Origin of the sequence: Metapseudomonas resinovorans (genome assembly GCF_002003485.1) — a bacterium.
Taxonomy (GTDB): domain Bacteria; phylum Pseudomonadota; class Gammaproteobacteria; order Pseudomonadales; family Pseudomonadaceae; genus Metapseudomonas; species Metapseudomonas resinovorans_D.
In genome coordinates this window covers 1-13,322 of sequence record NZ_BDMA01000068.1, presented here as the reverse complement: position 1 = coordinate 13,322, position 13,322 = coordinate 1, and the positions used below count along the sequence as shown (strand labels likewise).

General features: G+C 62.0%; 11 protein-coding genes. 6 read left to right on the top strand and 5 right to left on the bottom strand.

Translation table 11 applies throughout. The features are described from left to right. Nucleotides 1-94: 94 nt before the first annotated feature. From MnOB_RS19685 to algW, 3 genes are all read right to left on the bottom strand, one after another. The gene (locus tag MnOB_RS19685) at nt 95-823 is read right to left on the bottom strand and encodes a DUF4198 domain-containing protein (RefSeq protein WP_077525927.1); all 729 of its coding nucleotides are present in this window, start codon (nt 821-823) and stop codon (nt 95-97) included. Between the two features lie 12 nt (nt 824-835). After that, nucleotides 836-2,941 carry a TonB-dependent siderophore receptor gene (locus tag MnOB_RS19680; RefSeq protein ID WP_077525926.1) on the bottom strand — a complete coding sequence of 702 codons (2,106 nt, stop codon included), beginning with the start codon at nt 2,939-2,941 and terminating at the stop codon, nt 836-838. Between the two features lie 129 nt (nt 2,942-3,070). Continuing rightward, nucleotides 3,071-4,222, bottom strand: a complete 1,152-nt coding sequence (algW, locus tag MnOB_RS19675) for a Do family serine endopeptidase AlgW (RefSeq protein ID WP_077525925.1) — start codon at nt 4,220-4,222, stop codon at nt 3,071-3,073. Nucleotides 4,223-4,333: 111 nt separating this feature from the next. Here algW and MnOB_RS19670 point away from each other — a divergent pair, with 111 nt between their 5' ends. Continuing rightward, complete coding sequence (locus MnOB_RS19670) at nt 4,334-5,092, top strand: Nif3-like dinuclear metal center hexameric protein (RefSeq protein ID WP_077525924.1); 759 nt, start codon at nt 4,334-4,336, stop codon at nt 5,090-5,092. 48 nt (nt 5,093-5,140) lie between these two features. Here the strand turns inward: MnOB_RS19670 and mltB are convergent, their stop codons facing one another. After that, entirely contained in the window at nt 5,141-6,238 is a 1,098-nt protein-coding gene (mltB, locus tag MnOB_RS19665; protein WP_077525923.1) for a lytic murein transglycosylase B, read from the bottom strand. 320 nt (nt 6,239-6,558) lie between these two features. Here mltB and cysD point away from each other — a divergent pair, with 320 nt between their 5' ends. Together cysD and cysN are read left to right on the top strand one after the other, a co-directional pair. Next, nucleotides 6,559-7,476 carry a sulfate adenylyltransferase subunit CysD gene (gene cysD / locus MnOB_RS19660; protein ID WP_077525922.1) on the top strand — a complete coding sequence of 306 codons (918 nt, stop codon included), beginning with the start codon at nt 6,559-6,561 and terminating at the stop codon, nt 7,474-7,476. A 12-nt stretch (nt 7,477-7,488) separates the two neighbouring features. Then, nucleotides 7,489-9,390, top strand: a complete 1,902-nt coding sequence (gene cysN / locus MnOB_RS19655) for a sulfate adenylyltransferase subunit CysN (protein ID WP_077525921.1) — start codon at nt 7,489-7,491, stop codon at nt 9,388-9,390. Nucleotides 9,391-9,475: 85 nt separating this feature from the next. On the opposite strand, the gene MnOB_RS19650 is transcribed toward cysN, so the two are convergent. Continuing rightward, nucleotides 9,476-9,916, bottom strand: coding sequence for a Z-ring associated ZapG family protein (locus tag MnOB_RS19650; protein WP_028628476.1), 441 nt, complete (start codon nt 9,914-9,916; stop codon nt 9,476-9,478). Nucleotides 9,917-10,042: 126 nt separating this feature from the next. Between MnOB_RS19650 and MnOB_RS19645 the strand changes: the two genes are divergently transcribed. The 3 genes from MnOB_RS19645 (at nt 10,043) to zapE (ending at nt 13,228) form a co-directional block, all read left to right on the top strand. Further along, nucleotides 10,043-10,672: an alpha/beta hydrolase gene (locus MnOB_RS19645; protein WP_077525920.1), complete on the top strand. Its 630-nt coding sequence runs from the start codon at nt 10,043-10,045 to the stop codon at nt 10,670-10,672. A 29-nt stretch (nt 10,673-10,701) separates the two neighbouring features. Next, complete coding sequence (locus MnOB_RS19640; RefSeq protein ID WP_077525919.1) at nt 10,702-12,048, top strand: tryptophan--tRNA ligase; 1,347 nt, start codon at nt 10,702-10,704, stop codon at nt 12,046-12,048. Nucleotides 12,049-12,133: 85 nt separating this feature from the next. Next, nucleotides 12,134-13,228, top strand: a complete 1,095-nt coding sequence (zapE, locus tag MnOB_RS19635) for a cell division protein ZapE (protein WP_077525918.1) — start codon at nt 12,134-12,136, stop codon at nt 13,226-13,228. Nucleotides 13,229-13,322 lie beyond the last annotated feature (94 nt).

The following is a 13,322-nucleotide window of genomic DNA, read 5'->3' as shown; positions in this document are numbered from 1 at the left end:
CTGAAATACAAAACGCCCGATGCGGTGCATCGGGCGTTTTGAGGTCTGGAGGTTAGCCTGAAAGGTGTAAACCTATTTCAGGACTAGACAACGCCTACTCGTGGTGCGGTGCGCCGAGGAAGGTCAGCGAGCTGAACAGCCCTTGTTGCTTCACGTCGGGATCGTTCGGAGTGTCCAAGGTGACCTGGGCGGCGACGATGTTCAGCCCCGCATTGCGTACCAGCACCTTGGCGCGCCCTTCGGCGTCGGTCCTGGTACTCACAGTATTGGGCTCGCCGCGGTAGTCACCGATCAGTTCGACGCCGGATGCCGGCTTGCCATCCAGCAGGACCCGTACTGGCAGGGTGTTGCCTGGCCCCACTTCCAGCGGATCGGCTTCTGGCACTATCGCCAGGCGTACGCGCTTGAGGTCCGGCAGCTGCGCACCTGATTGATAGAAGGCCAGGCTGTATTTCCAGGTGTGGATGGAGGCGACAGCCCCGGGAACCTGCCGCTGGCCCTGGTTTATCCATTGCTTGTCGGCGGTCTGCGACCAGGGACCATTGTCCAGGGCAACCGCGAGGGTTGCCGGCGCTTTCAAGGGGTTGAGCCGTGCATGGTCCGCAAGGCGCTCGACCGACACGGGGATCATTCGTCCTTGTGCATCGAAGGCCCAGGCACCGCTGATTTTTTCGGCCTTGAAGGCGTCGTCCTCGGCGCCGTGGCCGTAGATCACTTCGATGTTGCCGCGCCGTTGTTCGGTCCAAAGGCCGTGCGCATGCACGTTGCCTGCGAAGACGGCTGCGAGGAGGGGAGTGAGGAGGAAGCGTTTATCCAGTCGCATGGAGATTCCTTTTCAGAGGTCGAGGGTGAGGCTGAGGTTGAGGTTGAGGTTGCGGGGCTCGCCGGGCATGACCCAGACGCTGTTGTACGAGCGCTCGTAGTACTTGCGATCGAAGAGGTTGTTGAGGTTCAAACCGAGGGTTGCTCGCTCGCTGGCCCTGTAATGAGCGAGCAGGTCGAAGGTGGCGTAGGCGGGTAGCTCGAATTGGCTGCCGGCTTGGCCGGAGCGATCACCGACATAGTTGAAGGCGGCGCCGACGTCCGAGCCGCGCAGTCGACCGTCCTGAAATTCGTAGACCGCCAACAGGCTGCCGCTGTGTTCAGGCACGCCGAGCAGGCGGCTGCCTTCGGGGAGCACGTTGTCCTTGGTGATCTCTGCGTCGATGTAGGCATAGGCGGCGATCAACCGAACCGCGTCGGTCAGTTGGCCACTGACTTGAAGGTCCAGGCCCTGGCTGCGTGCACGGCCGGCAGCGATGTTTTCGCCGGGATTGTTCGGGTCGGCCGTCAGCACGTTTTCCTTGTCGATGTGGAAGAGTGCGGCCGTGGCTCCGAGGCGGCCTTCCAGCAGGTCGAGCTTGAGGCCAGCTTCCTTGCCCAGTCCTTTCTCGGGTTCGAATACGGTGCCCTGGCTGCCAATGGTGTTGGGTTTGACTGAGGTCGCCGCGTTGGCGAACAGGCCGATCTCCGGTGTCAGTTGGTAGAGCAGTCCGCTGCGCAGGGTGCGGCTGTCCTTGTGCTGGTCGTTGCGCACGCTGGTGGTGCGATTCAGCGCGGATTGTTCGAAATGCTCGAAGCGGGCACCGATCAATCCCTTCCAGCCACCACCGAAGTCAATCTGGTCCTGCAGGTTCAGCGCGTGGCTTTCCACCTGCTCGAAGAAGTCGTTGGGATTGACCAGCGCCGGCTTCGGCTTGCCGTACACGGGGTAGTAGATGTCCTGCCCGTAGTCCAGGGAAGCGACGCTCTGTGGATATTTCTGGCTATTGCGGTAGTTCTCGTACTCCAGTCCGGCGAGGGTCTGGTGCAGCCAGCTGCCGGTCTCGAACAGTCCGTGCAGTTCCAGTTGGGTAATACTGTCGTTCCATTCGAAGTCGCGCTGCCGATAGAAGCGGCTGACCTGCTTGCCGATCAGTCGTGATGCTTCCGTGGCGTCGCCTTGCAGGTGTCCCTGGGCGAAGTGAGTGGCCAGGCGGATTTTCCACGTCTCGTCGAGGTGGTGTTCGAGGCTGGCCTGGATCATCTGGTTGCGATTGCGGATGTCGCCGTCATTCGGCTCGCCGAGGAAGGTGGAGCGCTTGACCGAGCCCAACTCTCCATTCACGGTCGGGATGCCGCGATCGAACACCGATTCGTGCTGAACGAACTCCGTCTCCAGCAGCAAGCGAGTGTCGGGGTTCAACTGCCAGCTGAGGGAAGGGCTGACGACCAGGCGCTGGTTGCCGACATGGTCGCGGAAGCTGCCGTTGTCTTCCGTGGCCAGGTTGATGCGTGACAGAAGCGTGTCTGCGTCGTCGAGCGGCGCATTGACGTCCAGGCTGGCGCGATAGCGATCCCAACTCCCCGCGCTCGCCTTCAAGCGGGAGAAGCGCTCGGCCTGGGGCTTCTTGGTCACGATGTTCACCGTGCCGCCCGGATCGCCACGGCCGTAAAGGCTGGCAGCCGGGCCCTTGAGCACTTCGATGCGCTCGATAGTGGAGGCGTCCGGCGAGCTGTAGCTGCCGCGATTGATGGCGAAACCATTCTTGTACAGCTCTCCGGTGGTGAAGCCGCGGATGCTGTAGGAGAGGAACGTCAGGCCGCCGAAGTTGTTCTGGCGCGATACACCTCCGGCAAAGTCCAGTGCCCGATCGAGGCGGGAAATGTCGAGGTCGTCCAGCACCTTGGCCGGGACCACGCTGATCGCTTGAGGGATGTCACGGATATCGGTGTCAGTGCGGGTGGCACTGGCCGAACGGGTTGCACGGTAGCCACGTACTGGGCCGTCAGCCCTTTCCTGATGGCGATCGTCAATCTGAATGTCGTCCAGAAGCAGGGACAGGGAGGTTTCGGCAGCAGTGGCTTCACCGAGCAGGCTGAGGAGTAGCCCAGTGGCAGGGGCAAATTGATGGAGGCGCATCAGATGTCTCGCGAATAACGTAATAACATAACATTTTTAGAGGCGAGATTCGTTCCTGTCCAGTGTCGGATGATTCCTGCTTGGATCGAGGAAAAGAAAACGGCGCCTTTAGGCGCCGTTTTTTATCGATCAGCTACCGCCGTTGTTGCTGGGCGGCGGCCGCACACCGACCTCTGCGGTCAGTTCCAGCTCCTGGCCATTGCGCATCACCTGGATGCTCACTTTCTCGCCGGGGCGGGTGCGCGCCACTTGGTTCATCGAGCGACGGCCATCGCCAGCCGGCTCGCCGTCGATGCTGAGGATGATGTCGCCGGGTTGGAGGGTGGCGCGTTGGGCCGGACTGTCGCGGTAGATACCGGCGACGACGATGCCGGGGCGACCTTCCAGGCCGAAGGATTCCGCCAATTCCGGGGTCAAGGGCTGAACTTCGATTCCGAGCCAGCCGCGAATCACCGAGCCGTGCTCGACGATTGCCTTCATGACTTCCAGCGCCAGCTTGACCGGAATTGCAAAGCCGATGCCCTGGGAACCGCCGGACTTGGAGAAGATCGCGGTGTTGATGCCGATCAGGTTGCCGTTGGCGTCCACCAGCGCGCCGCCGGAATTGCCGGGGTTGATCGCGGCGTCGGTCTGGATGAAGTCTTCATAGGTGTTCAGGCCCAGCTGGTTCCGGCCGGTGGCGCTGATGATGCCCATGGTCACAGTCTGGCCGACACCGAAGGGGTTGCCGATTGCGAGGGCGACGTCACCGATGCGGATGTTATCCGAGCGGCCTAGGGTAATCGGCGGCAGATCCTTGAGGTCGATCTTCAGCACCGCCAGGTCGGTTTCCGGGTCGCTGCCCACCAGGCGTGCCAGGGTTTCACGGCCGTCCTTCAGGGCGACCACGATCTGGTCGGCGCCCGCGGTCACATGGTTGTTGGTCAGCAGGTAGCCTTCCGGGCTCATGATCACCGCCGAACCGAGGCTCGACTCCATGCGCCGCTGGCGCGGCAGGTTGTCACCGAAGAACCGGCGGAATTGCGGGTCTTCGAACAGCGGATGCGCCGGCTTGCTCACCATCTTGGTGGTGTAAAGGTTGGCCACCGCCGGCGATGCGTTGGTCACCGCGTCGGCATAGGAGTCCGGGCCCTGGCGGGTGAAGTTGAACTTGGGGGCTTCTTGCAGATGCACTTCCTCGCGGGGCAGGCCGACCCAGTCCGGGTATTGCTGGATGATCAGCAGTGCCGCGAGCACGCCGACAACCAGGGGCCAGCTGAAGAATCGCAGCGCCTTGAGCATCGAGGGAGAATCCTGAGGGTTGCGGGGGGCAGGGGTGCCCCTTAAGGTGGCGCCATTATACGAGGGCGCCCGTTAAAAACGAGTCGTCCGCAACAGCTTGTGAGGAATGCCATGGCCATTGCCCTGAACACTCTGGTGGAAGAAGCGGAGCGCTACCTGAACGCTTCGCGCATCCAGGATTACTGCCCTAATGGACTGCAGGTCGAGGGGCGTCCACAGGTCAGTCGGATCGTCACCGGCGTCACCGCCAGTCAGGCGCTGCTGGACGCTGCGATCGAGGCCGGGGCCGATGTGGTGCTGGTGCACCATGGCTATTTCTGGAAGGGCGAGAACCCCTGTGTGGTGGGGATGAAGCAGCGCCGCCTGAAGACCCTGCTATCCAATGATGTCAGCCTGCTCGCCTACCATTTGCCGCTGGACCTGCACCCGGAAGTGGGCAACAACGTCCAGTTGGCGCGTCAACTCGACATCATCGTCGAAGGCCCGCTGGAGCCGGATAATCCGCGCACCGTCGGCTTGATTGGCTCGCTGGCCGAGCCCATGACCGCCACCGACTTCGCCCGTCGCGTGCGCGAGGTGCTCGGACGCGAGCCTCTGCTGGTGGAGGGCGACCGTATGATCAGCCGTATCGGCTGGTGCACCGGCGGTGGCCAGGGCTATATCGATCAGGCGATTGCTGCGGGTGTCGATGCGTATCTCACCGGCGAAGTCTCCGAACAGACCGTGCACAGTGCGCGGGAGAATGGTGTCAGCTTCATTGCAGCCGGCCACCATGCCACCGAGCGCTATGGTGTACAGGCGCTAGGCGACTACCTGGCCAAACGCTTCGCCATCGAGCACTTGTTCATCGACTGCGCCAACCCAGCCTGAATTCGTATTGCAAAGAAAAAACGGCCGGCTCAGTGAGCCGGCCGTTTTTCATCGAGAGCTGTGACGTTGGCTCTGTACCGCCCTGCCCAATTCCCACACCGCCATGGCGTAGTGCGTGCTGTGGTTATAGCGGGTGATCACGTAGAAGTTCGGTAGCCCATACCAGTACTGGTAGGTGTTGCCCATGTCCAGGCGCAGCAGGCTGGCGCTTTGGTGATTGCCCAGCGAACCCTGCGGCCGGAGCCCGGCTGCATTCAGCACACCGATCGGATACTGGGTCTTGAAGCCGTCTTCCAGCGATCGCGCCTGGCCGGTGGCGCGCACGGCCACGGTGTCGCCGGTGATCCAGCCGTGCTGCTTGAAGTAGTTGGCCACGCTGCCGATAGCATCGCGGGGATTCCACAGGTCTCGTTGTCCGTCGCCGTCGAAATCCACGGCATATTGGGTGAAGGAGGACGGCATGAACTGTCCGTAGCCCATTGCGCCGGCATAGGAACCGCGCAGCGCCAGTGGGTCGTCACCTTCCTTGCGCGCTTGCAGAAGAAACTGCTCCAGTTCACCAGTGAAGAATTCGGCGCGGCGAGGGTAAGAGAAGGAAAGGGTAGCCAGTGCGTCGATGATCCGTGTCTTGCCCATCACGCGTCCCCAACGGGTCTCCACGCCGATGATGCCGACAATGATTTCCGGCGGTACGCCGTACGTTTGGAAGGCACGCTGCAGGTCAACTTCGTACTGGTCCCAGAACAACACGCCGTTCCGCACGTTGCCCGGTGTGATGAATTTCTTCCGGTAGCGGAGCCAGGCGCCATTGGGGCCGCTGGGCGGTGTGTAGGTCGGTGCCTGACGGTCCATCAGGCGGATCACCCAATCAAGTTCGCGGGTTTGGGCGAGCAGATCCTGCAGGTGCTGGCGATTAAAGTCGTGCTGGCTGACCATGCGATCGATGAAACGTTGGGCGCTGACGTTACCCGCGAAGTCGCCGCGCAGCGGCGTGATCGGTTGCACCGAACCGAACGTCGGATGGGCGCTGGGGGTGATGAGCGTCGGTTGCTTTGGCTTCTGGACTGGCTGCGGGACGGGAGTTGGTTTGCTGCTGCATGCGGAGATCAGGACGAGCAAGGGCAGGGCGAAGGCGACGCGGCGCATGGGAAGTCTTTCGGTACAGGAAAATGTGCTGGCTATCCTAGCGCAGCGCTGCGCAGGTACAAGTCGCGAAGTGAGTAAGCCTTGCCGGCACTGTCGTGCTTCTGGAGGTAGACCGAGGAAGGGGAGAGCCCCCGTCCGAGGCTGCGTGGTGGCTCAGGTGGAAGGGCCCTGGCAGCGTCACTGCCACTGAATTCGTACGGCTATATAAGTATATTTTTTCGGTATAACCAGTCCCCCAGTTAGAGCCTTGCGCTGTGATAGAGTGCCCGCTCGTCCACGGCCCGCCGGCCGTCGTATCAGAAAGACCTTCGTGAGTAGCCATGCTCGATAAACTGACGCACCTGAAACAGCTGGAGGCGGAGAGCATCCACATCATTCGTGAAGTGGCCGCCGAATTCGACAACCCGGTGATGCTCTATTCCATCGGTAAAGACTCCGCCGTCATGCTGCACCTGGCGCGCAAGGCGTTCTTCCCCGGCAAGCTGCCGTTCCCGGTCATGCACGTCGACACCCGCTGGAAGTTCCAGGAGATGTACCAGTTCCGCGACAAGATGGTCGCCGAAATGGGCCTGGACCTGATCACTCACGTGAACCCGGAAGGCGTCGCCCAGGGCATCAACCCCTTCACCCATGGCAGCGCGAAGCACACTGACGTGATGAAGACCGAGGGCCTCAAGCAGGCGCTCGACAAGTACGGCTTCGATGCGGCCTTCGGCGGCGCTCGTCGCGACGAGGAGAAGTCCCGCGCCAAGGAGCGCGTGTATTCCTTCCGCGACAGCAAGCACCGCTGGGACCCGAAAAACCAGCGTCCGGAACTGTGGAACGTCTACAACGGCAAGGTGAAGAAGGGCGAGTCGATCCGCGTCTTCCCGTTGTCCAACTGGACCGAACTGGACATCTGGCAATACATCTATCTGGAACAGATCCCGATCGTCCCGCTGTACTTCGCCGCCGAGCGCGAGGTCATCGAGAAGAACGGCACGCTGATCATGATCGACGACGAGCGCATCCTCGAGCACCTCTCCGACGAAGAGAAAGCACGCATCGAGAAGCGCATGGTGCGATTCCGCACCCTGGGCTGCTACCCGCTGACCGGCGCGGTGGAGTCCTCGGCGACCACGTTGCCGGAAATCATCCAGGAAATGCTCCTGACCCGTACTTCCGAACGCCAGGGGCGGGTCATCGACCACGACGCCGCCGGTTCGATGGAAGAGAAGAAACGTCAGGGCTATTTCTAAGGATTCCGCACCATGAGCCATCAATCCGATCTGATCAGCGAGGACATCCTCGCGTACCTGGCCCAGCACGAACGCAAGGAACTGCTGCGCTTCCTCACTTGCGGCAACGTCGACGACGGCAAGAGCACCCTGATCGGGCGCCTGCTGCACGACTCCAAGATGATCTACGAAGACCATCTGGAAGCCATCACCCGCGATTCGAAGAAAGTCGGCACCACCGGTGACGACGTCGACCTGGCGCTGCTGGTGGACGGTCTGCAGGCCGAGCGCGAGCAAGGCATTACCATCGACGTGGCGTATCGCTACTTCAGCACCGCCAAGCGCAAGTTCATCATCGCCGACACCCCCGGCCATGAGCAGTACACCCGCAACATGGCCACCGGCGCATCCACCTGCGACCTGGCCATTATCCTGGTTGACGCCCGCTACGGCGTGCAGACCCAGACCCGCCGGCACAGCTACATCGCGTCCTTGCTGGGTATCAAGCACATCGTCGTCGCCATCAACAAGATGGACCTGAAAGACTTCGACCAGGGTGTGTTCGAGAGCATCAAGGCCGACTACCTGCAGTTCGCTGACCGCATCAAGCTCAACCCCACCTCGATCAACTTCGTGCCGATGTCGGCGCTGAAGGGCGACAACGTGGTGAACAAGAGCGAGCGCTCGCCCTGGTACACCGGCCAGTCGCTGATGGAAATCCTCGAAACCGTGGAAATCGCCGGCGACCGCAACGTCTCCGACATGCGCTTCCCGGTGCAGTACGTGAACCGTCCGAACCTGAACTTCCGTGGCTTCGCCGGCACACTTGCCAGCGGCATCGTGCGCAAGGGTGACGACGTGGTGGCCCTGCCGTCCGGCAAGGGCAGCCGGGTCAAGTCCATCGTCACCTACGAAGGTGAGCTGGAGCAGGCCGGTCCGGGCCAGGCCGTTACCCTGACCCTGGAAGACGAGATCGACGTGTCCCGCGGCGACATGCTGGTGCATGCCGACAACCGTCCGGTAGTGACCGACAGCTTTGACGCCATGCTGGTATGGATGGCCGAGGAGCCCATGCTTCCGGGCAAGAAATACGACATCAAGCGTGCGACCAGCTATGTGCCGGGTTCCATCCCGAGCATCGTGCACAAGGTGGACGTGAACACCCTTGAAGAAACCCCGGGCAGCGGGCTGCAGTTGAACGAGATCGCCAAGGTCAAGGTCAGCCTGGATGCCCCCGTTGCCCTCGATGGCTACGAGCAGAACCGCACGACCGGCGCCTTCATCGTCATCGATCGCCTGACCAATGGCACCGTCGGTGCCGGCATGATCATCGCCGATCCGCAGGCCGGTCGTAACGTCGATGGCCACCATGGCAAGCAGGCCCACGTCTCCCGCGAAGAGCGCGCCTCGCGCTTCGGTCAGCAGTCGGCCACCGTCCTGTTCAGCGGCCTCTCCGGCGCGGGCAAGAGCACCCTGGCCTATGCCGTGGAGCGCAAACTGTTCGACATGGGCCGTGCCGTATACGTACTGGATGGCCAGAACCTGCGCCACGACCTGAACAAGGGACTGCCGCAGGATCGCGCCGGACGCACCGAGAACTGGCGTCGTGCCGCTCACGTTGCGCGCCAGTTCAACGAAGCCGGCCTGGTTACCCTGGCCGCTTTCGTGGCGCCGGATGCCGAAGGTCGCGAGCAGGCCAAGGCGCTGATCGGTGCTGATCGCCTGATCACCGTCTACGTGCAGGCATCGCCGCTGGCCTGCCGCGAACGTGATCCGCAAGGCCTCTACGCAGCTGGCCAGGACAACATCCCAGGCGAGTCCTTCCCCTACGATGTGCCGCTGAATGCCGATCTGGTGATCGATACCCAGTCCGTCAACGTGGAAGAAGCTGTGAAGCTGGTGCTCGAGGTTCTCCGCGAACGCGGTGCGATCTAAGGTCCAGCCCAATAAAAAGCCCCGCGATTGCGGGGCTTTTTATTGTCTTCCGATTCGGCCAGCCGGTTAGCCGACCTGTTCGGAATCAGTACTTGCCTTTCAGGCCGAAAGTCTCGTCCAGGGTGCCCGGGGCGTCCGGTGCCTTGGGGGCGTAGTCCTTCGGTGCTTCGTTGCTCTTGGGCGGGGTCAGACGCTCGCGTGGGCTGGCAGCCTCGTCAGCGTGCAGCGCGGCCAGCAGGCGTTGGCGGGTCAGCTCGTCCAGAGCCAGGCGGCTGGCGCCTTCGGACAGATGCTCTTGTACTTCCTGGTAGCTCTGGGTGAGCTTTTTCACCAGGCTGGCGGTGGTGTTGAAGTGAGTGACCACCTCGCTCTGGTAGGTATCGAAGCGTTCCTGCAGATCATCCAGCTGGCGCTGTGTCCGACTCGGAGCCGCATTGGGCACCAGGCGGGCGATCAGGAAACCGATGCCGATACCGGCGAGCAGGGCGAAGGCTGGTAACAACCAGACGGTGAGCGACTGTTCCACGAGTCCTTCCTCTATAAACGGCTTTGCTTTACGTTAACGGCTCGAATCCGCGCTGTATACCGCGACACAAGCCCTGTTGTGCTAATCCAAGACGAGTCGACCCGTCACGGGGTCACGGAGTTTCCCTTGTTGATCCGCGAAAACCCTCTTCTGCTCGATGGTCCCTGTGGCCAACTCGAGGCGCTGCACCTTGATCTGCCTGAGGCCAAGGGCCTGGCGCTGATCTGTCATCCCAATCCGGTGCAAGGCGGCACCATGCTCAACAAAGTGGTTTCCACCTTGCAGCGCACCGCCCGTGACGCAGGCTATAGCACTTTGCGTTTCAACTATCGAGGCGTGGGCGCCAGCGCCGGCAGCCATGACATGGGCACAGGCGAAGTGGATGACGCGGAAGCCGCGGCCCACTGGTTCCGTGCGCAGCGTCCGGAGCTGCCGCTGACCCTGTTCGGCTTTTCCTTTGGGGGTTTCGTTGCAGCCAGCCTGGCTGGTCGTCTGGAGCGTCAGGGAATCGCGGTGCCGCGTCTGTTCATGGTAGCCCCGGCCGTAATGCGTCTGACGGCGGACAACCCGTTGCCCGAGGGCGGTGAATTGGCGGTGATCCAGCCCGATGCCGACGAAGTCGTGGCACCCCAGGCCGTCTACGACTGGTCCGCCGGACTTGCGCGCCCCCATGAGCTGCTGAAAGTGGCAGAATGCGGGCACTTCTTTCACGGCAAGCTGACCGATCTCAAGGACCTGGTCCTGCCGCGTCTCTGATTCTGAACGTAGTCCGACAAGCGAACTCCATGAGCACTCGAATCCTTACCGGCATTACCACCACCGGCACGCCGCACCTCGGCAACTACGCAGGCGCGATCCGCCCTGCCATCGTTGCCAGCCGCGCCAGCGACGTCGATTCCTTCTACTTCCTGGCCGACTACCACGCGCTGATCAAGTGCGACGACCCGGTCCGTATCCAGCGTTCGCGCCTCGAGATCGCCGCCACCTGGCTGGCTTGTGGCCTGGATACCGACAAGGCGACCTTCTACCGCCAGTCCGACATTCCCGAAATTCCCGAACTCACCTGGTTGCTCACCTGTGTCAGCGCCAAGGGATTGCTCAACCGTGCGCACGCCTACAAGGCGTCCGTGGACAAGAACGTGGAGAATGGCGAAGACCCGGACGCCGGCGTCACCATGGGTCTGTACAGCTACCCCGTACTGATGGCAGCGGACATCCTGATGTTCAACGCCCACAAAGTGCCGGTCGGCCGTGACCAGATCCAACACGTGGAAATGGCCCGTGACATTGGTCAGCGCTTCAACCACCTGTTCGGCGCTGGTCGTGAGTTCTTCACCCTGCCCGAGGCGGTGATCGAGGAAGAAGTGGCGACCCTGCCCGGCCTCGATGGTCGCAAGATGTCCAAGAGCTACGACAACACCATTCCGCTGTTCGGCAGTGCCAAGCAGCTGAAGGACGCCATCGCGCGCATCGTTACCGACTCCCGCGCCCCTGGTGAGCCGAAGGATCCGGACAACTCCCACCTGTTCACCCTCTACCAGGCGTTCGCCGCGCCGGCGCAGCTGGCTGAGTTCCGCGCCGACCTGCTGGCAGGGCTGGCCTGGGGTGAAGCCAAGCAGCGTCTCTTCCAGTTGCTGGACGGTGAACTGGGCGAGGCACGCGAGCGCTATCACGCGCTGATCGAGCGTCCGTCCGACCTGGAGGACATCCTCCTGGCTGGCGCCGCCAAGGCTCGCAAGATTGCCACGCCGTTCCTCAACGAACTGCGTGAAGCCGTGGGCCTGCGTTCGTTCCGCACTAACGTGCAGGCCGGTGGCGAGGCGAAGAAAAAGGCAGCCAAGAGCGCCCGCTTCGTCAGCTTCCGCGATGAAGACGGCAGCTTCCGCTTCCGCCTGCTGGACGTCGATGGCGAGCAATTGCTGCTGTCCCGCTCCTTCGCCGATGGCAAGGCTGCCGGCCAGGTTAGCAAGCGCCTGCAGTCGGGTGAGGAGCTGGACCTGCGTGTAGAAGGCGACGCATTCGGTATCTGGCTGGATGATGAGCAGGTCGCGTCCAGCCCTGCATTCGCTGACGATGCGGCCCGAGATGCGGCGATCCAGCGCCTTTATTCGGCGCTAGCGCCTCAGGAATAGCAGCGGCTAGCGTTGCCGCCAATTGCTAATCGACGGGGCAGGCTCTAAAGTACCTGCCCCGTTTTTCGTTGCCTTGCTATCGATCATGACCCCCCTCGAGCGCTACCAGTCCGATCTCAAGCGGCCGGATTTCTTCCACGATGCCGCGCAGGAAACTGCCGTTCGCCATTTGCAGCGGCTGTATGACGACCTGATCGCTGACGACCGCAGCAAGCCCGGCCTGTTGGGCAGCCTGTTCGGCAAGAAGCGCCAGGGTCCGGTGAAGGGCCTGTACTTCTGGGGTGGCGTAGGTCGCGGCAAGACCTACCTGGTGGATACCTTCTACGACGCGCTGCCGTTCAAGCAGAAGATGCGTACCCACTTCCACCGTTTCATGAAGCGCGTCCATGAGGAGATGAAAACCCTCAAGGGCGAGAAGAACCCGTTGACCATCATCGGCAAGCGTTTCGCCGACGAGGCTCGGGTGATCTGCTTCGACGAATTCTTCGTCTCCGATATCACCGACGCCATGATCCTGGCGACGCTCCTCGAAGAGCTGTTCAAGAACGGCGTCTGTCTGGTGGCCACCTCGAACATCGTGCCTGACGGTCTCTACAAGGATGGCCTGCAGCGCGCGCGTTTCCTGCCCGCCATTGCGTTGCTGAAGGAGCACACCGATATCGTCAACGTCGACAGCGGCGTGGACTATCGTCTGCGTGCCCTGGAGCAGGCTGAGCTGTTCCACTTCCCGCTGGACGCCGAGGCCGAGGCCAGCCTGAGCCGCAGCTTCAAGAGCCTGCTGCCCGACTGCACCATGGCGCAGGAAAACGAAGCCCTGATGATCGAGAATCGTGAAATTCGCGCTGTGCGCGTCTGCGAAGACGTTGCCTGGTTCGAGTTCCGCGAGCTTTGCGACGGTCCGCGCAGCCAGAACGACTACATCGAACTGGGCAAGGTCTTCCACGCGGTGATCCTCGCCAACGTCGAGCAGATGGGCGTGGCCAAGGACGACATGGCGCGCCGCTTCATCAACCTGGTGGACGAGTTCTACGATCGCAACGTGAAGCTGATCATTTCCGCCGAGGTGGAGCTGAAAGATCTCTACTCCGGCGGCCGGTTGAATTTCGAGTTCCAGCGCACATTGAGTCGCCTGCTGGAAATGCAGTCGCACGAGTTTCTTTCGCGGCCGCACAAGCCCTGAGATGTGTCTAGTCCTGAAATAGGTTTACACCTTTCAGGCTAACCTCCAGACCTCAAAACGCCCGATGCACCGCATCGGGCGTTTTGTATTTCAG